Source organism: Ancylobacter pratisalsi (assembly GCF_010669125.1).
Classification (GTDB): Bacteria; Pseudomonadota; Alphaproteobacteria; order Rhizobiales; family Xanthobacteraceae; genus Ancylobacter; species Ancylobacter pratisalsi.
Map to the genome: position 1 here is coordinate 3152354 of NZ_CP048630.1, position 24357 is coordinate 3176710.

Sequence of the window (24357 nt, forward strand, 5' to 3'; positions counted from 1 at the left end):
GGCGCCGGAAAGTCGGGCGCCGGCCTGTGCCCGCACCGGCAAGTCGGGTCCGAGGCTCCGGAAGGGACATCCCCGGATCCCGCCCGCTTTTCCGGCCCGGCCGTCGGCCGAGCGGTTCGGCCTCCCGCCGATCAGACGGCGATGGAGCTGCCGCGGCCGACGCCGATATATTTGAAGCCGCGGCTGGCAAGGTCGGCGGGTGGGTAGATATTGCGCAGGTCCACCACGGTCGGCGTCTTGAGGATCGTCTTCAGGCGGTCGAGATCGAGCGCGCGGAAGGCATCCCATTCGGTGATGATCACCAGGCAGTCCGCGCCCTCGGCGCATTCATAGGCGCCGTCGGCGTAGATCACGCTGTCGGGCAGCACCTTTCGGGCCTCATGCATGCCCACCGGGTCGTAAGCGCGCACCTTGACCCCGCGGTCGAGCAGCGACTGCACGATGTTGATCGCCGGGCTGTCGCGCATGTCGTCGGTGTTCGGCTTGAAGGTCAGGCCGAGCACGGCGACGGTGGCGCCACGCGGGGGGCAGTCCAGCGCTTCCAGCACCTTGCGGCCCATGGCCGCCTTGCGGGTCTCGTTGACCGTGGTGACGGTCTCGATCAGGCGGATCGGCGCGCCGGCCTCCTGAGCGGTGCGCGTCAGCGCCAGCGTGTCCTTGGGAAAGCAGGAGCCGCCATAGCCGGGGCCGGCGTGCAGGAATTTCGAGCCGATACGCCCGTCGAGGCCGATGCCGCGCGCCACTTCCTGCACGTTGCCGCCGACCTTCTCGCACAGGTCCGCCATCTCGTTGATGAAGGTGATCTTCATCGCCAGGAAGGCGTTGGAGGCATATTTGATCAGTTCGGCGGTGTTGCGCTCGGTGAACAGGATCGGCGCCGCGTTGAGCGAGAGCGGGCGGTAGAGCGCCGCCATCACTTCGCGGGCGCGCGGGTCGTCCGTGCCGATCACGACGCGGTCGGGACGCTTGAAGTCCTCGATCGCCGCGCCCTCGCGCAGGAATTCCGGGTTGGACACCACGGCGATGTCCGCCTCCGGCGCCGCGTCGCGGATGATGTGTTCAAGGTCGGAGCCGGTGCCGACGGGAACCGTCGACTTGGTCACGACCACGGTGAAGCCCTGCGCCACGGCGGCAATCTCGCGGGCGGCGGCGTGGACATAGGACAGGTCGGCATGGCCGTCGCCGCGCCGCGAAGGGGTGCCGACGGCGATGAACACCACGTCGGCGTCACGCACGGCCTGGGTCAGGTCGGTGTCGAACTGAAGACGCCCGGCCTCCACATTGCGGCGCACGAGTTCATCAAGGCCGGGTTCGAAGATGGGGATCTCGCCCTTCTTGAGCCGCTCGATCTTGGAGGCGTCCTTGTCGATGCATGTCACATCGTGCCCGAAGTCGGAAAAACAGGTCCCGGAGACGAGGCCAACATAGCCGGTACCAATCATCGCAACGCGCATAGAGAACCCTAACCTGTTCCTGATCTGCCGTTATCCGCCCATGAGGCGGCAATGCCGGCCCTGCTTATCAATTAACCGGTTGGGCAGCGAGTCGCTGGCTCGCGGGTGCGGTATTTTGTTTGCACTGCGACAATCTTGCAGTGGCCGGCGAGCGGCCGTCAGCCGCCGCCGGAGAAGCGCCGCGCGGCCCCTCGAATCCAGGTCGCCGGTAGTCAAGCTTCCGCGAAGTAAAGTAAAAGAGTTCGTATCCGCAATATATCCAAAATTAGACTAATTAAAAAGTAGCTGCCACAAATTGTTTAGTTGACATCATGCGGCATGAGTACGATTAGGCGACGGCAACATAGTTCCTGAACCTGCCCACTCTGGCCAGTTGTCACGTCCATGCATCTCCATTTCCAGTCCAGCCTGCGCGCGGTGACCAAGCTCGGTGTGCTTGTGTGCGCGGTTGTTGCGCTGCTGGCAGGTGCTCGCCCGGCGGCGGCGGACATCGCGCTCACCGACGTGACCGGCCGCGAGGTCCATATCCAGGCGCCCGCGCACCGGCTGCTGATCGATGACGGCCGCTTCCTCATCGCCCTCGCGCTGATCCATCCCGACCCGGTGAGCGTGCTGGCCGCATGGCCGCGCGACATCAATCGCATCGGCACGCGCACCTTCGAGGCATACCGGGCGAAGTTCCCCGCCATTGACGATCTGGCAAAGGTGGCGAGTTCGGCCGGGGCGCTGTCGGTGGAGCAGGTCATCGCCGCCCGCCCGGACCTTGCCGTGTTCTCGCTCGGCTCCCAGCCCTCGGAAGAGGAGCGCGGGCGCATCGAGGCCGCCGGCATTCCGGTGGTGGTGATCGACTTCTTCACCCACCCGCTGGCCAATCTCGAACCGAGCCTGCGCCTGCTGGCCGCCGCCACCGGGCGCGAGGCGCAGGCCGACGCCTTCCTCGCCTTCCGCCGCGCGCGTCTGGACGCGGTGAAGGCCCGGCTCGTCGGTCTCACGGCGGAGGAGCGCCCGCGCGTCTTCCTTGAGCCGCATGCCGCGATGACGGCGGATTGCTGCAACTCGCCCGGTCGCGGCAATGTCGGCGACATCATCGAAGCCGATGGCGGCACCAATATTGGCGCGGCGGTCATCGCCCGCGCCTTCGGCAAGCTGAACCTCGAATATGTCGTGGCGCAGAACCCGCAGGTCTATGTCGCCACCGGCGGCAGCCACATGGAAGGCACGGCCGGTCTGCTGATCGGGCCGGAATACAGCGTCGAAAAAGCGCGGGAAACGCTGGCGCGGGTGGTCTCGCGACCGGGCTTTTCCGGGTTTGCGGCGGTACGCGAGGGGCGGGTCCACGGCCTGTCGCACCAGATGCTGAACTCGCCGCTGGACATCTTCACCGTCGAGATTCTGGCGAAGTGGATCCATCCGGAGCGCTTCGCCGATCTCGATGTCAATGAAACCGTGCGCGAGGTGAATGAGCACTTCCTCGCGGTGCCCCTCGAAGGCCCGAACTGGGTCGATCTGAAGTGATGCGCGCCGGTCGCCGGGGCCGCCGCGCATTCCTGTTTCCTTCAACGGAGAAACGCCATGCTGATTGACGCGACTTCCGCCCGGCTTCGTCCGCGGCTCTTTGCTTCCACCGCCTTCGCCGCCGCGGCCCTTGTCGCGCTGGCCGGCGCCGCGTCGGCCGAGCCGCAGTTCGTCACCTCGGCCAAGCCCGGTCCGGGCCTGTACGAGCTGGTCTTCAGCGCCCCGATGAACCGCGTCTATGTGGCCGCCGCCGGCTCGCGCGGGGCCACCGACACCAGCGTGGTCGCGCTCGATCCGACGACGCTGGAAACCAAGGAGACCATCGCGCTCGGCGACAATCCGGTGTTCGGCCTCGCCATCAACAACACGACCAAGACGCTCTACGGCACCCAGACGCGCGACGGCCACATCGCCGTGGTCGATCTGGCCTCCGGCAAGGTGGTGGCCGAGATCGCCAATGGCGAGAAGGCGCATGTGCGCGAGCTCGCCGTGGATGAGGGCGCGAACCGCGTCTACGTCACCGTTACCGGCCGGCGCGACACGCCGAGCGCGGTGTGGATCATCGACGGCGCGACTAACAAGGTCGTCGGCACCATCGACGACCTGCCCGGCTCCGTCACCGGCATTTCGCTCGATGCCAAGGGCAAGCGCCTGTTCCTCTCGGCGATGGAGAGCAACGAGGTCCACATTGTCGATCTCGCCACCAACAAGCTGGTGAAGTCGTTCCCGTCGGGGGGCGAGAGCTCGATCAACCTGACCTATGACGCCAGCGGTGATCAGGTGTTCGTGGCCAATCAGGGCTCGGACAACGTCACCGTGCTGGACGCCAAGGACGGCACGCTGATCAAGACGCTGCCCACCGGCGGCGGCGCGCTGAGCCTCGCCATCGATCCCGAGCGCAGCATTCTCTACGTCGCCAACCGGCAGGGCGGCTATGTCTCGCTGGTGGACACCAAGACGCTGGAGCCGATCGCCAATGTCGTGACCGGGTCGATGCCGCAGACCATCGCGGTCGATGCCGCCTCCGGCAATGTCTATGTCAGCAACAAGCTCAAGGTGCCGATGCGTCCGCGCCCGCCGGCCCGGCCCGCCGACGGCGCACCGGCCGCCGCCCCCGGCGCCACGCCTGTTGCCGCCTCGGCCGGCAGCCCGCCTCCGGCCGCGCCGCGTGGACCCCGCGTGCCCATGATCGACCCGTTCGGCGACACCGTCTCTCTGATCAAGCCCTGATCAGAGAGGCCAGACACGGACCTTCCCGATGACAGCTCGACCTCAGGGAGCGACGCGGATGCGCGATGCCGAAGAGCAGGCGGCCTTTGCCCCGAGCCTGCCTTTCGCGCTGGTGTCCGACCGCGAGACCGTTGTCGGGAAGGGGTGCCTGGGCATCGTGGCGCCCGGTGCGGGCGCGCTGGAAGGGCGGGTGCGGGGCTATTTCGCCGCGCGCCCGGAAGGCCCGCGCCTGCTGCTCGGCGCGTTGCCGTTCAGTGCCGGGGCGCGGGAGCATCTGTACCAGCCCGCCGATGTGGTGCGCGGGGCCGGGCGGGCCGGCTTTGCCGCCGCTTTCCCCCCGCCCGCCCTGGTGCGGAGCCCGGTTCCCGCCCGCACCTGGACGGTGGTGCCTGAACCCCCGGTGGCGGCCTATCGCGCCGCGGTGGCGCAGGCGCTGGAGCATCTGGCGCGCGGTGATGAGGGGCTGCGCAAGGTCGTGCTGTCGCGCAGCCTGCGCCTCACCTCCGACCGGCCGATCGACTGTTTCGAGGTGCTTCGCGGCCTCGCTGAAGATCCCGCCGTCACCGCCTATTGCGTGCCGCTTGCCGCGCGCGATGGCTCGCCTGCGAGCGCACGCGTTCTGGTGGGGGCGACGCCGGAGCTTCTTCTGGCGAAGGACGGTGCGAGCGTCACCTCACGCCCGCTGGCGGGTTCCGCCCGTCGCTCGGCGGATGCGGGCGCCGACCGCGCCGCCGCGCAGGCGCTTTCCGCATCCGACAAGGACCGGCGCGAGCACCGGGAGGTCGTGACCGCCATTCTCGACCAGCTCGCCCCCTATTGCGCCGAGCTGGGTACTCCCGAGGGCACGAGCCTGACCTCCACGGCCTCGATGTGGCATCTGGGCACGCGCATCGTCGGCCGCCTGCGCGATGCGTCGGTGTCCAGCGTTGAACTGGCGGCGCGGCTGCATCCCACCCCGGCGGTGTGTGGCACGCCGCGCGCGGCGGCGGCGAAGCTGATCGCCGAGCTGGAGGGTTATGATCGCGGTTTCTATGCCGGCGCGGTCGGCTGGTGCGAGGAAGGCGGCAACGGCGCCTGGCATGTCGCCATTCGCTGCGCCGAGATCGAGGGCGCCGGGGCGCGGCTCTATGCCGGTGCCGGCATCGTTCCCGGTTCCGATCCGGCTGGCGAGGGCGAGGAGACCGCGGCCAAATTCGCCGCGCTGCTGCGGGCGCTGGGTGTCAGCGAGCAGTACGCGGCGGGGGTGGAGGACGCGGCATGACGTCCACCACGCTGAAGCCGCTGGCGCAGGTCTGGCCCGCCGCCTTCGCCGAACGTTATCGCGCCCGCGGCTACTGGCGCGGCGAGACCTTCACGCGGATGCTGCGTGAGAGGGCGCAGCGCCTGCCGGACCACGTCGCCGTGGTCGGTGGGGAGCAGCGCTGGACCTATGCCGAGCTGGAGAGCCGCGCCGCGCGCCTCGCCGCCGGCTTCATCGCCCTCGGTTTCCGGCCGGGTGACCGCGTGGTGGTGCAGCTGCCCAACATTCCCGAATTCCTCTCGGTGGTGTTCGCCCTGTTCCGGGCACGGCTGATCCCGGTCTACGCACTTCCCGCCCATCGCAGTGTCGAGATCGTTCATTTCGCCCGCACCGCGCAGGCGCGGGGCTACATCATCGCCGCTCGCCACGACGGCTTCGATTACCGCACCCTGGCCGGGCAGGTGCTGGCCGAAGTGCCGGAGATCGCGCATGTCGTGGTGGTGGGCGAGGCCGGGCCGTTCACCGCTCTGGACGCGCTCTCCGGGACGGCGGCCGCGCTGCCGGAGGACGCCGACCCGTCCGAGGTGGCGTTCCTGCAGATTTCCGGCGGGTCGACGGGGCTTTCCAAGCTGATCCCGCGTACCCATGACGACTATATCTATTCGTTCCGCGCCAGCGCCGAGATCTGCGGCCTGACGCCGTCCAGCGTCTATCTCGCCGCGCTGCCGGTGACGCATAATTTCCCGATGAGTTCGCCCGGCGTGTTCGGCGCGCTTTATGCCGGTTCGCGGGTGGTGATGAGCCCCTCGCCAAGCCCGGAGGTCGCCTTCGAGCTGATCGCGCGCGAGAAGGTGACCATCACCGGTCTGGTGCCGCCTCTGGCGCTGCTGTGGTTGCAGGCGGCGGCCACGACGACGCACGATCTTTCCTCGCTGGAAGTGCTGCAGGTCGGTGGTGCCAAGTTCATGCCGGAGGCGGCGCGCCGCGTGCGCCCGGTGCTGGGCTGCACGCTCCAGCAGGTGTTCGGCATGGCCGAGGGGCTGGTGAACTACACCCGGCTCGACGACCCGGAGGAGACCATCGTCTCCACGCAGGGGCGCCCGATCAGCGCGGATGACGAGGTGCTGATCCTCGATGACGCCGGCAACCCCGTGGAAGAGGGCGAGCCCGGCAATCTGCTGACGCGCGGGCCCTACACCATCCGCGCCTATCACAACAATGACGGCGCCAATGCGCGTGCCTTCACTTCGGACGGCTTCTACCGCACCGGCGACGTGGTGAAGCGCACGCCCGAGGGCTACCTCGTGGTGCAGGGCCGTGCCAGCGATCACATCAACCGCGCCGGGGAGAAGATCTCGGCGGAAGAGATCGAGGACCATCTGCTCTCGCACCCCAGCGTGTTCGACGCCGCCGTGGTTTCGCTGCCCGACGAGTATCTGGGCGAGCGGTCCTGCGCCTTCGTCATCGCGCAGGGCGAGAAGCCGAAGGCGGCGGCGCTGAAGGCGTGGGTGCGCGGGCGCGGCCTCGCCGATTTCAAGGTGCCCGACCAGGTGGTGTTCGTGGACGCCTTCGAGACCACGGCGGTCGGCAAGGTGTCGCGCAAGGAGCTGCGTGCCAGCCTGCGCCGCCGCTTCCTCGAAACCGCCGACATGGAGGGCTAGCATGGGCCTGCCGACCATCGCCCCCTACGACCTGCCGCGCGCGGACGACCTGCCTGCCGCGCGTGCGCCGTTCCGGCTGGAGCGCGCCCGCGCGGCGCTGCTCATTCACGACATGCAGAACTACTTCCTGCGTGTCTTCACCCCGGACGTCGCGCCCATCGCCCCGGTGATCGCCAACATCGCGCGGCTGGCCGCCGCCGCGCGTGCCGCCGGCGTGCCGGTGTTCTACACCGCGCAGGAGGGCGGGCAGGACCGGCGCGATCGCGGCCTTCAGGCGGAACTGTGGGGGCCGGGCATGAGCTGGGCGCCCGAGCACCAGCCGATCGTCGGCGCGCTTACCCCCGAGACGGGCGACATCGTGCTGGTGAAGCACCGCTACAGTGCCTTCCAGCGCTCGAATCTCGAGACGTTGATGCGCGCGCGCGGCCGCGACCAGCTCATCGTGTGCGGGGTCTACGCCCATATCGGCTGCACCCTGACCGCCGCCGACGCCTTCATGCGCGACATCGAGCCTTTCCTTGCCGCCGATGCGCTGGCGGACTTTTCCCGCGCCAAGCACGACCTCGCCCTCTCCTATGTGGCCGATGTGTGCGGCGTGCCGCTGACCACGACGCAGATAGTGGAGCTGCTGTGATGGCGATCGAACCCGCCGACATCCGCCGCATCGTCACCCCGGTGGCGCCGGTGACGCGCGAGAAGATGCGCGCCGACATCGCGAAGATGCTGCACGAGGACCCGGACGAGATCGGCGACGACGACAGCCTGATCGATCTCGGCCTCGATTCCATGCGGGCGATGAACCTCGTGCTGATGTGGAGCGAGGGCGGGCTGGAGCTGGAGTTCTCCGAATTTGCCGAGAACCCGACGCTGTCTGGCTGGTGGCAGCTGGTGGACGCCCGGCAGCGCGCGCGGGCGGGCGCCTGATCTTGATGGAACAGGGCGCCGCATCGAGGGAGGGGGCGTATCCGCTGACCGAGGCGCAGTCCGGCCTGTGGTACGCGCAGCGCCTCGACCCGGCGAACCCGCTGTTCAACACCGGCCAGTTTATCGAGCTTCACGGCACGCTCGACCGGCCGGCCTTCGCGGCGGCGCTGGCGCAGGCGGTGGCCGAGGCCGGGGCGTTGTCGCTGCGCATGGTCGAGACGCCGCAGGGGCCGCTCCAGTTCATCGACCCTTCGAGCCGGCCGGCGCTTGAGATCATCGACGTCTCCACCCTGCCGGACCCTCGGGCTGCGGCGCTGGAGGCGATCGCCCGCGATATGGCGCGCGCCATCGATCCGGTGCGGGAGCCGCTCGCGCGCGAAGCGCTGTTCGTGCTCGGCCCGGCGCATCACATCTGGCAGCAGCGCGTGCATCATCTGGCCATCGACGGCTACGGGATGATCCTGCTCACCCAGCGCGTCGCCGAACTCTACAACGCCCACCGGCGCGGGGCGCCCGCCGGCAATCCCCCGCCGGGCGTCGATGTGGTGCTGAAGGAGGACGCGGACTACCGCGCCTCGGCCCGGCGCCAGACGGACGGCGATTACTGGCGCGCCCTGTTCGCGGACCGCCCGGACGTGGTGAGCTTCACGGCGGGGGCGCCGGCCAGCGCCTTCTCGTTCCATCGCGCGGCGGCCGAGATCGATCCGCCGGCCTTCGCGGCCCTGCGCGACATCGCCGGGCGTACCTCGATCCCCTGGCCCGACATCGTCACCGCCCTGGCGGCGGCCTATCTTCAGCGCCATCTGGCGACGCCCGAAGTGGTGGTCGGCGTGCCCTACATGGCGCGGCTCGGCAGCCCGTCGGCACGGGTGGCGGCGATGCTCATGAACGTGCTGCCGGTCCGCGTGGCGGCGCCGGGAAACCTGGCGCTGGACGCGTATCTGGCCACGGTGGCGAAGAGCCTGGTGCGCGCGCGCCGTCACGGGCGTTACCGCAGCGAACAGCTGCGCCGCGACCTCCGGCTCATCGGCGGGCAGCGCCGTCTTCACGGCCCGCTGGTCAACCTGCTGCCTTTTGACGAGACCCCGCGCTTCGACGGGCTGGACAGCCGCCTCGAAGTGCTCTCCACCGGGCCGGTGGAGGACATTACCTTCACCTTCCGTCTGCACGGCGCGGAAGGGCTGCGGCTCGAAGTCGACGCCAATCCGGACCTCTACGGGGAAGCCGAGGTCGAGGCCCACGCGGCGCGGCTGAAGGTGTTCATCGCGCGCGCGCTCGGGGCCGACACGCTCGACGCCGTGCCGCTCGCCACGCCCGAGGAGGCCCATCGCCACGTCGTCACGCTGAACGCCACCGGCCATGCGCTGCCCGATGTCACGCTCGCCGCGCTGATCGAGCGGGCTCTCGCGGCAACGCCGCAGGCCCCGGCGCTTCGTTTTTCCGGCCGGACGATGAGCTATGGCGAGCTTGATGCCCGCGCGGGCGCGCTTGCCGGCGCGCTGGCCGAACGCGGGGTGTCGCGCGGCGACATCGTCGCGGTGGCGCTGCCGCGCTCGTTCGAGCTGGTCGTCGCGTTGATCGCGATCCTGCGCGTGGGCGCGGCCTATCTGCCGCTGGATCTCACCCATCCCGATGAGCGGCTCGGGCGCATTCTCGTCTCCGCCGCGCCGCGCCTGGCGCTGAGCCGCGCACCGGACCTGCCGCGTTTTGCCGGCAGGGTCGATGTCCTCGCCCCGGAGGACTGGCCGGCCGCGCCCTCCCTTGGAACGCCCGCCCTTGCAGCGCCCGCCCTCACGCCGCCGGAGCCGGACGACGCGGCCTATGTGATCTACACCTCGGGCTCGACCGGGGAACCCAAGGGTGTCGTCATCGAGCACCGGGCCATCGTCAACCGGCTGGAATGGATGCGGGCGCATTACGGCTTCCAGGCCCATGACCGGATTCTGCAGAAGACCCCGGCAACCTTCGACGTCTCGGTGTGGGAGTTCTTCCTTCCCTTCCTCGCCGGCGCCTGCCTCGTCATCGCCCCGCCCGACGCCCATCGCGATCCGGTGGCGCTGGCGCGGCTGATCGTCGACGAGGGCGTGACCACGGCCCATTTCGTGCCGTCCATGCTCGCCGCCTTTCTCGCCGAGCCAAGCGTCGCCGAGCCAAGCGTCGCCGAGGCCAGCGTCGCGAAGCCACCCGTGAAGGGGTTTGGCCTGACGCGCGTGTTCTGCTCGGGCGAGGAACTGCCGGCGGAGCTGCGCGCGCGCTTCCACCGCACGCTGGCGGCGGAGCTGCACAATCTTTATGGGCCGACCGAGGCGGCGGTGGATGTCAGCTACTGGCCCGCGGGGCCGGACGATCATTCCCGCCCGGTGCCGATCGGCTTTCCGGTGTGGAACACGCGGCTCTATGTGCTGGACGATCGCGGCCGGCCCCAGCCGCCGAATGTGCCCGGCCATCTCTTCCTGGCCGGGGTGCAGCTCGCGCGCGGCTATCTCGGCCGGCCCGATCTCACCCGCGAACGCTTCGTTCCCGACCCCTTCGTGCCGGGCGAGCGGATGTACCTCACCGGCGACCTCGCCTTGTGGCGGACGGACGGCGCTGTGGTGTTTCTCGGCCGCTCGGACCACCAGATCAAGATCCGGGGCCTGCGCATCGAGCTTGGCGAGATCGAGGCGGCGGTGATGTCCTGCGCGCGGGTACGGCAGGCCGCGATCCTTGCCCGCGAGGATGGCGGTGTGAAGCGCATCATCGCCTATGTCGTGCCTGAGCCCGGCATGGATGAGCAGAGCCTGCGCACCGATCTCGCCACCCATGTCGCCGCGCGGGTGCCGGACTATATGGTGCCGGCCGCCTTCGTGGCGCTGGACGCGCTGCCCGTCACCGCGAATGGCAAGCTCGACCGCGCGGCACTGCCGGCGCCGGACTTCACCGGTTCGGGCCAGCGCCCGCCGCACACTCCCACCGAGCACCGTCTCGCCGCCCTGTTCGCCGAGCAGCTTGGCAGCGAGGGGCCGATCGCGGCGGAGGATGATTTCTTCTCGCTCGGCGGGGATTCGCTTCAGGCCGTGGCGCTGCTGCTGCGCGTGCGCGAGGCGTTCGGCTGCGATCCTGGCCTCGGCGCGCTGTTCGCCCAGCCCACCCTGGCGGGTTTCGCCGCGCTGATCGACGCCGAGGCCGGCGAGGCCGATGTCGGGCAAACCACTATCGGGAAGCCCGAGGCGGGACTGGGACCGCTCATCACCCTGGTCGAGGCAGATGCCGACCTTCCCCCGCTCTTCGCCATTCATCCCGCCGGCGGGATTTCCTGGTGCTATGGCCGGCTGGCGCGTTCGCTGTCGCCGCGCCGCACGGTCTATGGCGTGCAGGCGCCCGCTCTGGCGCCGGGCATTACGCCGCCCGCGCGCATGGAAGACCTCGCCGCCGACTATGTCGCCCGCATCCGGACCGTCCGTCCGCAGGGGCCGTACCATTTGGTCGGCTGGTCGGTGGGGGGCATCATCGCACAGGCGATGGCGGTGCAGCTGCGCGAGGCCGGCGCTGAGGTCGGGGTGGTTGCGATGCTCGACGCCTACCCCGCCGATGTCTGGCGCGGCGAGCCTGATCCGGGCGAGAACGGCGCGCTGAAGGCGCTGATCGCCATTGCCGGCCACGACCCCGACCGCCTGCCGGGGCTCGCCCTGACGCGCGAATCGGTGCGGGTCTTCCTGCGCGCCACCGACAGCCCGCTGGGCCAGTTGCCGGATGCGGCGCTTGACGGCGTGGTGCGGGTGGTCGCGGGCAACAACCGGCTGGTGCGCGGCCATCACCATCGTCGCTACGACGGCACGCTCCTGCATTTTCGCGCGGCGCTTGATCATGCGGGCCGCGATCTCTCGCCGGCGCAGTGGAAAAGCTATGCCCGGCATGTCGAGGTGATCGACATTGCCGCGCTTCACGCCCATCTCACCGGCCCGCAAGCGAGTGCCGCCATCGCCCCCCTGCTGGGGCAGGCGCTGGCAATGGCCGAACAGGGAGAGCAACAGCCATGCGTGACAGCGGTCTGAGCGGCAGGCTCGCCCTCGTCACCGGGGCGGCGGGCGGCATCGGCGCCGCCGTGGTCCGGCAACTGGTCGAGGAGGGCGCGCGCGTCGTCGCCACCGATGTGGAAGAGGCCGGCGTCGTGGCGCTCGCCGCCGAGCTCGGCAGCGCGGTCACGCCCGCCGGTCTCGACGTGCGCTCAAGCGCGAGCGTCACGCGCCTCATCGACCACATCGAACACCACATCGGCCCCATCGACCTGCTGGCAAACGTGGCCGGTGTGCTCTCCCATGTGCCGGTGGTCGACGTGACCGATGAGGAGTGGGAACGCGTGCTCGACATCAACGCGACCGGCGTTTTCCGGGTGTCGCGGGCGGTGGCGAGGATGATGCAGCCGCGTGGACGCGGCGCCATCGTCACGGTCAGTTCGAACGCCGCCGGCATTCCCCGCCACGCCATGGCCGCCTATGCCGCCTCCAAGGCCGCCGCGACCATGTTCACCCGCTGCCTCGGGCTGGAGCTGGCACCGCACGGCATACGCTGCAACATCGTGGCGCCGGGCTCGACATTGACCCCGATGCAGACCGGCATGTGGGCGGACGAGCACGGCGCGGCACGGGTGATCGCGGGGTCTCCCGAAACCTTCAAGTCCGGTATCCCGTTGGGAAAGCTGGCAAAACCTGAGGATGTCGCGGACGCGGTGGTCTATCTGCTGTCCGACCGGGCCGGGCACATCACCATGGCCGACCTCTATGTCGACGGCGGCGCGACGCTGAGGGCCTGAGCTGCGGGCGCCGCATCCAGCGCGCCGTCGACCATGATCTGCAGGAAGCCGTGCGAGCAGCGCTCGACGCGCGCCTCCACCTTGTAGACCTCGGCCAGCATGGCGGGGGTTATCGCGGCCTCCGGCGGACCATCGGCGGCGACAGTGCCTTGTTTCAAAACGACAATTCTGTGCGCGTAGCGCGCGGCCTGGGCAATGTCGTGCAGCACGATGATGACGATGATGCCGCGTTCCTGCGCCAGTTCACGCACGAAACGCATCACCCGAAGCTGGTGGTGAATGTCGAGAGCGCTGGTTGGCTCGTCCAGCAGCAGCACGCGCGGCTCGCGGACGATGGACTGGGCGAGAGAGGCGAGCTGGCGCTGGCCGCCGGAAAGCTCGTCGAGACCGCGCATGGCGAGATCCGAAATCCCGAGCCGTTCCAAGGTGTTGAGGGCATGCACCCGAGCTGTCGCAAGGTGGCTCGCGGTCCCGCCGGAGGACATCAGCGCACTCAGCGTGGCTTCCAGCACGGTCAGTGCCACGCGCTGGGGCAGGGCCTGCGGCATGTAGGCAACGCGGGAGGCGTGGGCGGTGACGGACAGCCCGTTCAGTTCCTCACCGTCGAGGCGGATCGTCCCCCTTGCCGGCACGAGGCCCGCAAGTGCCCGCAACAACGTGGTTTTCCCCGCCGCGTTGGGGCCGATAAGCGCGGTGACGCCGCCCCCCTCGATCGCGGGAAGGCTGAGGTCGGCGATCACCCGGCGCCGGCCGTAACCGACTGAAATATTTTCGATTTCAAGGCGTGGATGCGCCATCACAGCCTCTCGCGGCGGGAGAAGACCAGGGCGACGAAGAACGGTACGCCGATCAGCGCCGTGACGATGCCGACCGGCAGCAGCGTGCCGGGGACCAGCACCTTGGAGGCGAGTGAGGCGAACGACATGATCACGGCGCCTGTCAACATACTGGCCGGCAAGAAGAATCGGTGATCCTCGCCCACCAGCAGCCGCGCGATGTGCGGCGCCACCAGCCCGATGAAGCCGATAGTGCCGACAAAGGCGACCGAGGTCGCCGCCAGCAGGCTCACCCGCAGCAGCGCCAGGAAGCGCAACCGCTTGACCGAGATGCCGAACGAGCGCGCCCGGTCCTCGCCGAGCCTCAGCGCGGTCATACGCCAGGAGGCGGCCAATGAGAACGGTGTGGTGGCCAGTATGACCAGTGAGAGCACGCCCAGCTTGTCCCACGTCGCCCGCGACAGGCTGCCCATGGACCAGAACACAAACTGCTGCAGCGCCTCCTGCGTGGCGACGAACTGCACCAGCGCCACCAGGGCGTTGAAAGTGAAAACCAGCGCGATGCCGAACAGCACCAGCGTCTCCACCCCCGTGCCGCGCAGGCCCGCCAGCATCTGCAGCAGCAGCACCGAGCCGAAGGCGAAAATGAAGGCGAAAGCCGGCAGGTTCCAGCCTGCTGGAAGCAGCGGCAGGGCGATGCCCAGAACCAGCGCCAGTGCGGCCCCGAAGGAGGCGGCGGAGGAGACGCCAAGGGTGAAGGGGCTGGCGAGCGGGTTGTTCAGAATGGTCTGCATCTCCGCCCCCGCCAGTGCCAGCGCGGCGCCGATCAGCGTCGCCATCAGGGCATAGGGCAGGCGCACATCCCAGATGATCACACGAGAGGGGGCATCCAACGCGGCGGGGTGGAAGATGCCGGCGAAGACGTCGGACAGCGGCAGGTTGGAAGGGCCGGTCGCGATGTCGAACAGCATCGCCACCATCATCAGCACACCGAGTCCACCCAGGATCGCCAGGCGACGGCGGACGAGGCGCGCATAGGCCGAGAGCTGGGCGGCATGGTGCGGCAATTGGGGGGAGAGCTCGGACATCCCATCTCCGACGGCGCCTCGCGCCCGAAAGACCGGGAGGGTGCGGCCGCCAAGGGTTCTGCATGAGCGTCGAAGGCGGGTCAAGCGTCTGTCGTGCCTGCGAATTTCCTTGGAATCATTTCATTCTGGCGCCGCCTGGCTTGCGTGCCCGCGCCCATGCTCTAGAGGTGGCAATGACGCCGCCGCCGTGGACACCGATGAATCCTGTCCTGCTGCCCGATGCCCAGTGGTTCGACCTTGAACCCGAGACCCGCGCGCCGATGGCGGACGGGGCGCCCTACCGCATTTTCGTCGCGCTTCCACGCACGCCCGCGCCGGCCGGCGGGTTTCCTGTCGTCTACATGCTCGATGCCAATGCCGGGTTCGCCAGTCTTGTCGAGGTCATGCGGCGTGGCGCGGTGCGCCCGCAGGCGACCGGCATCGAGGAGGCGGTCATCGTCGGCATCGGCTACCCGGACGGGGATGACCATCGCGCACGGCGCAGCTTCGACTACACGGCGGGACCGAGTCGTGAGGCGCCGGGCCATGGTGCGCCGGGGCCAGACGGCGCGCAGGGCGGGGCCCAGGAGCGCCGCTTTGGCGGGCGCGATGGTTTTCTCGGCTTCATCGAGAACACGCTGAAACCTCGGATTGCCACGCTGGCGGCCATCGATACGGCGCGGCAGACGCTGTTCGGGCATTCTCTTGCCGGGTGGTTCACCCTCGATGTGATGACCCGCGACACCGACGCCTTCGCCACCTATGTCGCCGTCAGCCCTTCGATCTGGTGGGATGAGGCGCGACTTATCGAGGGGCTGGGCGCCTTGACCGGCCGGCCGGTGCGGCTGGCGCTGATGGTGGGGGAGTGGGAGCAGGCGCTCGCGCCATGGCAGGAGAGCCACCCGGAAGCGGGCGAGATGTCTCAGCGCCGCGCGCGCAGGGCCATGGTGGACCGGAGCCGTGATTTTGCCGCCCGCTTCGTGCAGACGGTCGTCACCAATGGCGACGGCGTGCCGGGCGAGGTGCGGTTCGAGCTGCTCGCCGGCGAGGACCACGCCTCCGTGCTCGCCCCGGCGATGGCGCGGGCGCTTCGCTTCGCCCTCGCCAGGGGCTGAAGAGCCTGCCCTTGCGAAAGCTGCTTCAGACGTGACTTGCGTCAGGCGACAGGGCCGCTAGTGGTAACCGCGAACATCAACGACGTTTCTTCCCAGCGACGCCCCAACGGACACGACGCATGACCGACACCGCATCCGACCGCCCCGCCGCTTCGCCCAATCTGCGTTTCGTCCAGATGTCGTCGGCGCTCACCGTCGCGGTAGTCGGTGCGGCAACGCTTGGTGGTGCGTGGTATTTCCAGCTCGTCGTCGGGCTGGCGCCGTGCCCGCTGTGCCTCGAACAGCGCGTTCCCTATTATGCCGGTGTGCCCTTCGCGCTGCTGGCGCTGCTGTGCGCGGCGGTGGGAAATGCCAAGCTGACGCGTGTGCTGCTGGCGGTAACGGGCGCGCTGATGGCCACGGCCGCCGCGCTGGCCGTCTACCATGCCGGCGTTGAATGGGGGTTCTGGACCGGGCCCACGGCCTGTTCGGGCTCGGGGCCGGCGCTCTCTTCCGGCAATCTGCTGCAGAGCCTCCAGCAGGCGCGGGTGGTGCGCTGCGACGAGGCGCCGTGGCGCCTCATCGGCATCTCGCTCGCCGGCTGGAACGCGCTGATCGCCACCGCGCTGACCTTCGTCGCATTTCGCGGCGTGGCGGCGCGCTGAGCGCTACGGGTCGAGTTCGGTATCCCAATAAAGATAGTCGACCCAGCTGTCGTGCAGGTAGTTGGGTGGGAAATGCCGCCCATTCTGGTGCAGGTCGAACACCGTGGGCTGGAACGGGCGCTGCCGGGGAACCATGCGCGCCGCTTCCGGCATCATGCTCCCTTTGCGCAGATTGCAGGGCGAGCAGGCCGCGACCACGTTCTCCCACGTGGTCTGACCGCCGCGCGAGCGCGGGATGACGTGATCGAACGTCAGGTCCTCGCGCGACTCGCAGTACTGGCAGGTGAAGCGGTCGCGCAGGAATACGTTGAAGCGGGTGAAGGCGGGCTGCCGCGAAGGGCGGATGAACGTCTTCAGCGACACCACGCTCGGCAGGCGCATCTGGAATGTCGCGCTGGAAACCTGCCGTTCGTAATATTCGACGATGTTCACGCGATCGAGGAACACCGCCTTGATCGCGTCCTGCCACGACCAGACAGACAGAGGGTAGTAGCTCAACGGCCTGTAATCGGCGTTGAGCACGAGGGCAGGCCAGGCACCCGGAGACAATGTCGCCGTCAACACTCGCTCCCTGATTGGAGCGCCGGCCCGACGACGAGCGCCGCGCGACGCACGGCGATACTCTATAGGTAGCGTGTCAGTCTTGTGAAGCGCTCGTATGTGCGCCCGGGCCGCGGATCACCCTAATCAGGGCGTACCGAGGATCTCACCCAGGAAATTGCCGGCGAGCAGCAGCCCGGTCTGGTCGATTCCGTGCCCGAGCCCGTTCGAAAGGTGTCCGCGCACCGCTATGCCCCGCGCCTCCAGGCTCTCCATCGCCTGCGGCAGGGCCTGCGGGGGAATCACTTCGTCGCGGTCGCCGTGAATGAGCAGCACCGGGGGACGGCTGGTGATCGCGGCATCGAAGGTCTCGATCTCGCGCTCGCCGGGCACGATGTGCATTCCGGAAAAGCCGACGATGCCGGCCGGGGCCTGGGCGCGGCGCAACCCGGTATGCAGCGCCATCATCGTGCCTTGGCTGAAGCCGACCAGCGCCAACCGCGAATCGGAAAGGCCGAGCCGGGTGAGTTCGGCATCGAGAAAACTGTCGAGGGCGGCATGGGCCGCCTGCACACCGGTCCAGCGTTCGCGATCGTCGCGCTCGACATAGCCGAACCACTGCCGGCCGACCGGGGTGAGGGCGCACGGCTCGGGGGCATGCGGCGACACGAAAGCGGCGCCGGGCAGGAATGGCGCCCAGAGCTGGCCGAGATCGATGAGGTCGCGCCCGTCTGCGCCATAGCCGTGCAGCAGCACGACAAGTGCGTCGGCGGGGCCGCCGGAGGCGGGTGCAAGGCGGGGACCGTCAAGCATCAGTTGGCATCGTCGCCGCGCCCGCCGGCGCCGGAGGCGACCTTCGACATCGCGTTGTGATTGAGAAGGCTATCGATGCGCTCACGCTCTTTCGCGAAGTCCGCGAAGATCTTGCCGTCGAGAGCCCGCCCGCGCGGGAGGCGAATGCGCATCGGATCCACAAAGCGGCCATTGACCAGCACTTCGTAGTGCAGATGCGCGCCGGTGGAGAGGCCGCTCGATCCGATGTAGCCGATGACCTGACCCTGCCGCACGCGCACGCCCGGACGGATGCCCTTGGCGAAGCCGGACTGGTGCGAATAGGTGGTCACATAGCCATTGGCATGCTGGATTTCGGTGTGGCGGCCATAGCCCGAGCTCCAGCCGGCCTTGGTGATGACGCCGTTGCCGGCGGCATAGATCGGGGTGCCGACGCGATCGGCCCAGTCGACGCCCGAATGCAGCCGGCTGTAGCCCAGGATCGGATGGCGCCGCATGCCGAAGCCCGAGCGCAGCACGCCGCCCGAAAGCGGCTTGCGGACCAGGAACTTCTTCGCGCTCTTGCCGCTCTCGTCATAGAAATCGATGAGGCTGTCATCGGGGGTCTGGTAGCGATAGTAGCGCCGCTCCTCGCCGCCGACGGTCAGGCCGGCATAGATGACGCCATTGGCGCCGCCGCTCTCGTCGGGTTCATACAGAACCTCGAAGGAATCGCCGGGCCGGACGCGGCGCTGGAAGTCGACGTCAAACGAATAGACGCGCACCAGGCTCTCGATCACCGGACGCGGCACCTCGTGGCGCAGGGCGGTTTCCCAGATGCTGTCATAAAGCGTGATGCCGCCCCGGCCGGTGCCGTCGTCATCGGTATCGTCGGGGCTGATATCGGCGAACTGGACATCGGTGGGTTCCTCCACGGCGAGGAACTTGTCCCTGTCGGAAAGCGCCACCGTGCCCTTGTGCCCGCTCTCCGCGAAGACGGCGACGCGCACCGCCACGTTGGTCTCGCCGCGTTTCTCCATCAGAATCTTGAGACGAAGACCTTCGTCGAGCTGGCCGCGCAACGCGCGGTCATCGAACGCATCGGCGGCAGCGCGGGCGGATACCTCCGGTACGCCGAGACCGACGAGAACCGACACGACGGTGTCGCCCTTCTTGGCGACCACCGTGCGCTCGTCCCAATTATTGCCGCCGGTGGCATCGTCGGCGGACTTGTCGATGGTGCTCACATTGTCGGGCCTGGCCGCGAGATTGAGCGGGTCGATGGCCCCGGCCGGTGCGAAGGCGAGCGCCCGGCCGAAGCCGCCGGCGGTGAGCGGGGCGTTGTCCGCCGTGGGAAGGCTGAACTCGGCGGTCTCGCGTACTTTCATCAGCACGTCTTCCATCGGAAGCTCGGCCGCAAATTTCGTGCTGGGCGGAAGATTGGTGATGTCGCGCATCACCAGGGTCAGGTCGCCGGTGGGCTCGGCCTGTGGCGCCTCGCCATCATCATTCGAGGATTCGGCGATGAGCTTTGCGGGGTTGAAGCGCGGCACGTCGGAGGAGGCCGAGGTGACGGATTGCGCGAGGTTGGATTCCACCTTGGTGACGGCGCGGACCTTAATGACCTCGCGATCGCCGTCTTTCGTGGCGGTGGATAGGCGCAGCGTCTGCTTGGCGCTGAAGCTCTCGGAGAGCAGCGACATGCGGTCGCCCTTGCGTGCGACATTCGACGGGCGCTCGCCCGCCGCCAGCGCCCCACGCAGCGCCGAGCGTACGGTCTCCGGATTCTGCGCGAATCGGTACTCTCCATCGAGCGCGGCATAGACCGCCCCGCCCATCAGCGCGGCACCGCAGATGCCTGTGAGCAGGGTGGCCATCAGCCAGCGGATCGAGATGCGACGGCGGTTGATTGGCTCTTCCGCATCGCCGTCGACGCCGAGCGGTGGCTCGTCGCCGAGATCGAAAGCCGCCAGGCGGCCCCGCCTGACGTTGCCTGATCCGCGCCTGCTCTCCAACAGCCCTTCCCCCTTGGCGTTCCTTGCCTTGGCCGCGTTCCTGCGGCCGGACGCCTTATACGCCAACGGGCATCCGCCTCGGCGAACGCCCTGATTCGATGGTGCGACGCTACCCAAGGCCGCTTGCGGCCGGGACGATGGCTTGTGCGCCCGTCACCGTCAACCCGAACGCGCGCGGGCGTCGACTCAAGCCCTCGCGCGCAATGCGTGGCGATATAGAACGGTGTCTCGCGGCAAAAGCATGGCCGTTCCCCGATCAGGGGGAAGAGTTCACCACGCGTCGGCAGATTTCTGCCGCATCGGCGAGGGCGTCGGCCGGGGCGCCCGTGCCAGATCCGCCGTGCCCTGCGGCGAGGAAAAGCCGGACTGCAGCGGCATCGGGGCGCCGCTGGCGATCGGTTGATACGCGCTGGCACCCGGAGCCACCGCCGAAGCGGTGACATGGCCGGGTTGCACCACGGCGCCGCCACTGGGAGCGATGCCCTGCCAGGCCGTGGCGAAGGAATCCGGGTTGCTGAGTATGGGCGCACCCCCCGCGTGTGCCGGCATCCGCGCCGGGGCCGGAGCGGTCAGCGGCGCCGTGGTGGTGATCATCGGGGCGGCGAGCGCGGGGGCTGTCGTTGCGACCATGGGCGCGTCGGCGGTCGGCGGGGCGATGATCGGATCGCTGAAACGCTTGAAGAAGGTCCATATCTCCTGCGGCGCATCAAGGCCGGAGCGGCGCGGCCCGAGCACGACCGCCGCCAGCGCGTCCATTGCGTCGGTCGATTGTGAGGGTGGCTGGTGGCCGCCGGCGATCTCATAGAAGGCGACGGCCGATCCGGCCGCACATTGATCCCAGCGCAGGACGCGGGCATGCGGCGCCTTTGTTTCCACCGGCGGCGCGCAGCCATTGAGGCGGGCGAACAGTTCGGCGCTCTCGGTCGCTGACATCAGCCGGGCACCCGGCGTCGGGCGGCCGAACATGGGGACGATGGGATCATACGTGCCGTTCATCATCAGAATGGGCACCGGCCGCGATGGCTGGCAGGACGAGGCATAGCCGACCGGGACCGTCATCATCATCGTGGCGAAGGCGGCAAAGCGGTCCGCATAGCGGCAGGCCATGTAGGCGGTGAGAAAGCCGCCATTGGAGAAGCCCATAAGATAGGAGCGCGAGGTATCGGCCAGGCCTTCCCGCTCCAGCGTGTCCAGCACGTCGAGCACGAAGCGCCCGTCATCACGCTGGAAAAGAATCGGTATGAAGCCGGCGACCGAGCTGCGTCCATCGTTCCACAGCAGATTGATGCCCTTGGGATAGGCCACCACGAAGCCCTCGCGATCGGCGATGGCGTCGAGATCGAGATAGCGTTGCATCACGCTGGCCGGCTGCAGCGCGCCGTGCAGCGCGATCACCAGCGGCTTCGGGCCTGGCGGGGCATCCTTGGGAACATGGAGGATGAATTCGCGCTGGCGACCGCCGGATGTGATGGTGCGCTCGCTGTCCTCGCCGCGCGACTGGGCGTGCGCTGCCGGGCAGAGGTTCCACAGGCCGAGCAACAATGCGCCAAGCAGGAGGCAGGGTTTCGCGAAATGCATACGCTACGCAACCTTGGAGCGGCGGGGTTGGCGTCAACCCCACAATGACAGCGCCTTTCGGTCAAATAAAAGGCGAATATGGTTAATGAAGCGTCAGCGCCGGTAAAGTCAGTGCTTCGGCGAAAAGCGCCATCTTGGCGAAAAGGGGTACGAACCGGACAGGGCATCGGCTAGTGTGCGCCCGCTGCGGTGCAACCGCGCTGCGCTGCGCCGCGAGCAACGATAGAAATCGCCTTTGGAATGATTGCGAACTGCAATCGTTTCCGCTACGCACAAATGACATTCCTGAGTGATCTGGGGATACCGATATGTCAGGAGCGGCCCAGCGGCCTCTTTCCCCGCACCTGCAGATTTACCGCCCGATGCTCACGATGATGATGTCCATCGTGCACCGCATCACCGGCGTCGCCCTCTATTTCGGCACGCTGCTTCTCGTGATCTGGCTGGTTGCGGCCGCGAGCTCGCCCGAGAGCTTCGCCTTCGTCAACGGACTTTACGGCAGTTGGCTCGGCATCCTTGTGATGGTTGGCTACAGCTGGGCGCTGATCCACCACGCGATCGGCGGCGTACGTCACTTCGTCTGGGACTTTGGCTACGGCTTCGGGCCGGAATCGCGCGAGTTGCTCGCCAAGGTCACCATCGGCGGTTCGATTGGCCTGACGGTGCTGCTCTGGATCGGCATCTGGCTGGTGAAGGGCTGAACCATGAGCGTCACTTCCGGTCCTTCCATGCGTACGCCGCGCCGCGCGGTGTCCGGCCTCGGCTCCGCCCGCTCGGGCACGGGGCATTTCTGGCGCCAGCGCGTGACCGCCGCGGCCAATCTTCTTCTCGTCCTGATCGCCGTGCCGGTCTTTGTCTGTGTCGCCGGGCAGGATCAGGAGACCGTTCGCGCCACGCTGGGGCACCCGCTCGTCGCCATCGCACTGCTTCTGCTGCTGCTGTCGACCGCGGTGCACATGCGCATCGGCATGCAGGTGGTTATCGAGGACTACGTTCACTCCGAGGGGCTCAAGATCCTCGCCCTCATTGCCAATACCTTTTTCACGATAGCGGTTGGCTGCGCCGGAGCGTTCGCCATCCTCAAAATCAGCTTCGGAGGCTGAGAGACCTATGGCCGAGACCATCTCCGCCAATGGCGCTTCGAATGGTGCCGGATCTGGTGTGAACGGGGCCGCGTACCCGATTATTGACCACTCCTATGACGTCGTGGTGGTGGGCGCTGGCGGCGCCGGCCTTCGTGCCGTGGTCGGCTGCTCGGAAGCGGGCCTGCGCACGGCCTGTGTCACCAAGGTTTTTCCGACCCGCTCTCACACCGTCGCGGCGCAGGGCGGCATCGCCGCCTCGCTCGGCAACATGAGCAAGGATGACTGGCGCTTCCACATGTACGACACCGTCAAGGGGTCGGACTGGCTGGGCGACCAGGACGCCATCGAGTATCTCGTGCGCCACGCGCCGGCCGCCGTTTACGAGCTGGAGCACTGGGGCGTGCCGTTCTCGCGCACCGAAGAGGGCAAGATCTATCAGCGCCCCTTCGGCGGCATGACCACGGATTATGGCAAGGGCACCGCGCAGCGCACCTGCGCCGCCGCCGACCGCACCGGCCACGCCATCCTGCACACGCTCTACGGCGCCGCGCTGAAGCACTCGGCCGAGTTCTTCATCGAGTATTTCGCCCTCGATCTGATCATGGACGATGACGGGCGCTGTCGGGGCATCGTCGCTCTGAAGATGGATGATGGCACCATCCATCGCTTCCGGGCGCAGACGGTGATTCTCGCCACTGGTGGCTATGGCCGGGCCTATTTCTCCGCCACCTCGGCGCACACCTGCACCGGGGACGGCAATGCCATGGTGCTGCGCGCCGGCCTGCCGCTGCAGGACATGGAGTTCGTGCAGTTCCACCCGACCGGCATCTACGGCTCGGGCTGCCTGATTACAGAGGGCGCGCGCGGCGAGGGCGGCTATCTCACCAATTCCGAGGGCGAGCGCTTCATGGAGCGCTACGCCCCCTCCGCCAAGGACCTCGCCTCGCGCGATGTCGTCTCCCGCTCCATGACCATGGAGATCCGCGAGGGACGGGGCGTGGGCAAGTCCAAGGACCACATCTATTTGCACCTCGACCATCTCGACCCGGCGATCCTTCACGAGCGGCTGCCGGGCATCTCCGAGAGCGCGCGGATCTTCGCCGGTGTCGACGTGACCAAGGAACCGATCCCGGTGCTGCCGACCGTGCATTACAACATGGGTGGCATCCCGACGAACTTCCACGGCGAGGTCGTCACCAAGAAGGGCGGCAATGCCGACCACGTGGTGCCGGGCCTGATGGCCGTGGGCGAATGCGCCTGCGTGTCGATCCACGGCGCGAACAGGCTGGGCTCCAATTCGCTCACCGACCTCGTGGTGTTCGGCCGCGCGGCTGCGCTGCGCTGCGCCGAACTGCTGACGCCGGGCGACAAGCAGCCGGAGCTGCCGGCCACGTCTGCCGATCTCGCGCTCTCGCGCCTCGACCATTTCCGCAATGCCGATGGGGGAACGCCCACCGCCGAGCTGCGGCTGTCGATGCAGAAGGTGATGCAGAACAACTGCGCGGTCTATCGCACCGGCGAGGTGCTGGAGGAGGGCCGCAAGCTCATCGCGGACGTGTTCGCCGGCACCGATGACATCGCCGTCACCGACCGTTCGCTGGTGTGGAATTCCGACCTCATCGAGACGCTCGAATACGACAACCTGATCGCGCTCGCCAGCGTGACCATGGAAAGCGCGGCGGCCCGCACCGAGAGCCGCGGCGCCCATGCGCGCGAGGACTTCCCCGAGCGCGACGATGCCCAGTGGATGAAGCACACGCTCGCTTTCGTCGATTTCGACACGCGCGCGGTGAAGCTCGACGACCGGCCGGTGCACACATACACGTTGTCGAACGACATCCAGTACATCGAGCCGCGCAAACGCGTTTACTGAGTACCGCGTCCGCGCTCCGGCGCGGGCGACCACGTCCGCCCAGGATGTCCGTCCAAGATCCCTCTGCTGAGGACAAG

The 24357-nt window shown here is 68.3% G+C and carries 20 protein-coding genes; 13 read left to right on the plus strand and 7 right to left on the minus strand.

Going from position 1 to position 24357, the window contains the following annotated elements; translation table 11 throughout:
- Positions 1-131 precede the first annotated feature (131 nt).
- Complete coding sequence (locus G3A50_RS14860; protein ID WP_163075992.1) at positions 132-1454, minus strand: UDP-glucose dehydrogenase family protein; 1323 nt, start codon at positions 1452-1454, stop codon at positions 132-134.
- A 384-nt stretch (positions 1455-1838) separates the two neighbouring features.
- Between G3A50_RS14860 and G3A50_RS14865 the strand changes: the two genes are divergently transcribed.
- The 8 genes from G3A50_RS14865 to G3A50_RS14900 are packed head-to-tail and all read left to right on the plus strand — an operon-like array spanning position 1839 to position 12816.
- Positions 1839-2969: an ABC transporter substrate-binding protein gene (locus G3A50_RS14865; protein WP_163075993.1), complete on the plus strand. Its 1131-nt coding sequence runs from the start codon at positions 1839-1841 to the stop codon at positions 2967-2969.
- A gap of 57 nt (positions 2970-3026) precedes the next feature.
- Entirely contained in the window at positions 3027-4199 is a 1173-nt protein-coding gene (locus tag G3A50_RS14870) for a YncE family protein (protein ID WP_163075994.1), read from the plus strand.
- Between the two features lie 58 nt (positions 4200-4257).
- Positions 4258-5460 (plus strand): isochorismate synthase, encoded by a 1203-nt coding sequence (locus G3A50_RS14875; protein ID WP_163075995.1) that lies wholly within the window; start codon positions 4258-4260, stop codon positions 5458-5460.
- The gene (locus G3A50_RS14880) at positions 5457-7100 is read left to right on the plus strand and encodes a (2,3-dihydroxybenzoyl)adenylate synthase (protein ID WP_210255146.1); all 1644 of its coding nucleotides are present in this window, start codon (positions 5457-5459) and stop codon (positions 7098-7100) included. The genes G3A50_RS14875 and G3A50_RS14880 overlap by 4 nt, the downstream gene beginning before the upstream one ends.
- A gap of 1 nt (position 7101) precedes the next feature.
- On the plus strand, positions 7102-7734 hold the full coding sequence (locus tag G3A50_RS14885; protein ID WP_163075996.1) for an isochorismatase family protein: 633 nt from the start codon (positions 7102-7104) through the stop codon (positions 7732-7734).
- The gene (locus G3A50_RS14890) at positions 7734-8024 is read left to right on the plus strand and encodes a phosphopantetheine-binding protein (protein ID WP_163075997.1); all 291 of its coding nucleotides are present in this window, start codon (positions 7734-7736) and stop codon (positions 8022-8024) included. The genes G3A50_RS14885 and G3A50_RS14890 overlap by 1 nt, the downstream gene beginning before the upstream one ends.
- A gap of 5 nt (positions 8025-8029) precedes the next feature.
- Positions 8030-12058 (plus strand): non-ribosomal peptide synthetase, encoded by a 4029-nt coding sequence (locus G3A50_RS14895; RefSeq protein WP_163075998.1) that lies wholly within the window; start codon positions 8030-8032, stop codon positions 12056-12058.
- The gene (locus tag G3A50_RS14900) at positions 12040-12816 is read left to right on the plus strand and encodes a 2,3-dihydro-2,3-dihydroxybenzoate dehydrogenase (protein WP_163075999.1); all 777 of its coding nucleotides are present in this window, start codon (positions 12040-12042) and stop codon (positions 12814-12816) included. Before G3A50_RS14895 ends, G3A50_RS14900 begins: the two co-directional genes overlap by 19 nt.
- Here the strand turns inward: G3A50_RS14900 and G3A50_RS14905 are convergent.
- Positions 12783-13613 (minus strand): ABC transporter ATP-binding protein, encoded by an 831-nt coding sequence (locus G3A50_RS14905; protein ID WP_163076000.1) that lies wholly within the window; start codon positions 13611-13613, stop codon positions 12783-12785. The two genes, G3A50_RS14900 and G3A50_RS14905, sit on opposite strands and share 34 nt — an antisense overlap.
- On the minus strand, positions 13613-14680 hold the full coding sequence (locus G3A50_RS14910; RefSeq protein WP_163076001.1) for a FecCD family ABC transporter permease: 1068 nt from the start codon (positions 14678-14680) through the stop codon (positions 13613-13615). Before G3A50_RS14910 ends, G3A50_RS14905 begins: the two co-directional genes overlap by 1 nt.
- A gap of 197 nt (positions 14681-14877) precedes the next feature.
- Between G3A50_RS14910 and G3A50_RS14915 the strand changes: the two genes are divergently transcribed.
- On the plus strand, positions 14878-15774 hold the full coding sequence (locus G3A50_RS14915) for an alpha/beta hydrolase (protein ID WP_163076002.1): 897 nt from the start codon (positions 14878-14880) through the stop codon (positions 15772-15774).
- A gap of 119 nt (positions 15775-15893) precedes the next feature.
- Complete coding sequence (locus G3A50_RS14920) at positions 15894-16418, plus strand: disulfide bond formation protein B (RefSeq protein WP_210255147.1); 525 nt, start codon at positions 15894-15896, stop codon at positions 16416-16418.
- 3 nt (positions 16419-16421) lie between these two features.
- Here G3A50_RS14920 and G3A50_RS14925 read toward each other — a convergent pair whose 3' ends face one another.
- From G3A50_RS14925 to G3A50_RS14940, 4 genes are all read right to left on the minus strand, one after another.
- A complete protein-coding gene (locus G3A50_RS14925) occupies positions 16422-16979 on the minus strand; it encodes an HNH endonuclease (RefSeq protein ID WP_163076003.1) in 558 nt (185 codons plus the stop codon).
- 126 nt (positions 16980-17105) lie between these two features.
- Entirely contained in the window at positions 17106-17771 is a 666-nt protein-coding gene (locus G3A50_RS14930) for an alpha/beta hydrolase (protein WP_163076004.1), read from the minus strand.
- Positions 17771-19744 (minus strand): M23 family metallopeptidase, encoded by a 1974-nt coding sequence (locus tag G3A50_RS14935; RefSeq protein ID WP_163076005.1) that lies wholly within the window; start codon positions 19742-19744, stop codon positions 17771-17773. Before G3A50_RS14935 ends, G3A50_RS14930 begins: the two co-directional genes overlap by 1 nt.
- A 270-nt stretch (positions 19745-20014) precedes the next feature.
- Positions 20015-21322, minus strand: a complete 1308-nt coding sequence (locus G3A50_RS14940; protein ID WP_163076006.1) for a PHB depolymerase family esterase — start codon at positions 21320-21322, stop codon at positions 20015-20017.
- Between the two features lie 308 nt (positions 21323-21630).
- Between G3A50_RS14940 and sdhC the strand changes: the two genes are divergently transcribed.
- Genes sdhC through sdhA form a run of 3 tightly spaced genes read left to right on the plus strand, consistent with a single transcriptional unit; the run spans position 21631 to position 24280 of the window.
- Complete coding sequence (gene sdhC / locus G3A50_RS14945; RefSeq protein ID WP_163076007.1) at positions 21631-22023, plus strand: succinate dehydrogenase, cytochrome b556 subunit; 393 nt, start codon at positions 21631-21633, stop codon at positions 22021-22023.
- A gap of 3 nt (positions 22024-22026) precedes the next feature.
- The gene (sdhD, locus tag G3A50_RS14950) at positions 22027-22425 is read left to right on the plus strand and encodes a succinate dehydrogenase, hydrophobic membrane anchor protein (RefSeq protein WP_163076008.1); all 399 of its coding nucleotides are present in this window, start codon (positions 22027-22029) and stop codon (positions 22423-22425) included.
- Positions 22426-22432: 7 nt separating this feature from the next.
- Entirely contained in the window at positions 22433-24280 is a 1848-nt protein-coding gene (sdhA, locus tag G3A50_RS14955; RefSeq protein ID WP_163076009.1) for a succinate dehydrogenase flavoprotein subunit, read from the plus strand.
- Positions 24281-24357: the final 77 nt, after the last annotated feature.

Bases quoted from the DNA above. Each gene is read 5' to 3' on its own strand.
- G3A50_RS14860 (WP_163075992.1), bottom strand. From the start codon at position 1,454: ATGCGCGTTGCGATGATTGGTACCGGCTATGTTGGCCTCGTCTCCGGG.
- G3A50_RS14865 (WP_163075993.1), top strand. From the start codon at position 1,839: ATGCATCTCCATTTCCAGTCCAGCCTGCGCGCGGTGACCAAGCTCGGT.
- G3A50_RS14870 (WP_163075994.1), top strand. From the start codon at position 3,027: ATGCTGATTGACGCGACTTCCGCCCGGCTTCGTCCGCGGCTCTTTGCT.
- G3A50_RS14875 (WP_163075995.1), top strand. From the start codon at position 4,258: ATGCGCGATGCCGAAGAGCAGGCGGCCTTTGCCCCGAGCCTGCCTTTC.
- G3A50_RS14880 (WP_210255146.1), top strand. From the start codon at position 5,457: ATGACGTCCACCACGCTGAAGCCGCTGGCGCAGGTCTGGCCCGCCGCC.
- G3A50_RS14885 (WP_163075996.1), top strand. From the start codon at position 7,102: ATGGGCCTGCCGACCATCGCCCCCTACGACCTGCCGCGCGCGGACGAC.
- G3A50_RS14890 (WP_163075997.1), top strand. From the start codon at position 7,734: ATGGCGATCGAACCCGCCGACATCCGCCGCATCGTCACCCCGGTGGCG.
- G3A50_RS14895 (WP_163075998.1), top strand. From the start codon at position 8,030: ATGGAACAGGGCGCCGCATCGAGGGAGGGGGCGTATCCGCTGACCGAG.
- G3A50_RS14900 (WP_163075999.1), top strand. From the start codon at position 12,040: ATGCGTGACAGCGGTCTGAGCGGCAGGCTCGCCCTCGTCACCGGGGCG.
- G3A50_RS14905 (WP_163076000.1), bottom strand. From the start codon at position 13,613: ATGGCGCATCCACGCCTTGAAATCGAAAATATTTCAGTCGGTTACGGC.
- G3A50_RS14910 (WP_163076001.1), bottom strand. From the start codon at position 14,680: ATGTCCGAGCTCTCCCCCCAATTGCCGCACCATGCCGCCCAGCTCTCG.
- G3A50_RS14915 (WP_163076002.1), top strand. From the start codon at position 14,878: ATGAATCCTGTCCTGCTGCCCGATGCCCAGTGGTTCGACCTTGAACCC.
- G3A50_RS14920 (WP_210255147.1), top strand. From the start codon at position 15,894: ATGACCGACACCGCATCCGACCGCCCCGCCGCTTCGCCCAATCTGCGT.
- G3A50_RS14930 (WP_163076004.1), bottom strand. From the start codon at position 17,771: ATGCTTGACGGTCCCCGCCTTGCACCCGCCTCCGGCGGCCCCGCCGAC.
- G3A50_RS14940 (WP_163076006.1), bottom strand. From the start codon at position 21,322: ATGCATTTCGCGAAACCCTGCCTCCTGCTTGGCGCATTGTTGCTCGGC.
- sdhC (WP_163076007.1), top strand. From the start codon at position 21,631: ATGTCAGGAGCGGCCCAGCGGCCTCTTTCCCCGCACCTGCAGATTTAC.
- sdhD (WP_163076008.1), top strand. From the start codon at position 22,027: ATGAGCGTCACTTCCGGTCCTTCCATGCGTACGCCGCGCCGCGCGGTG.
- sdhA (WP_163076009.1), top strand. From the start codon at position 22,433: ATGGCCGAGACCATCTCCGCCAATGGCGCTTCGAATGGTGCCGGATCT.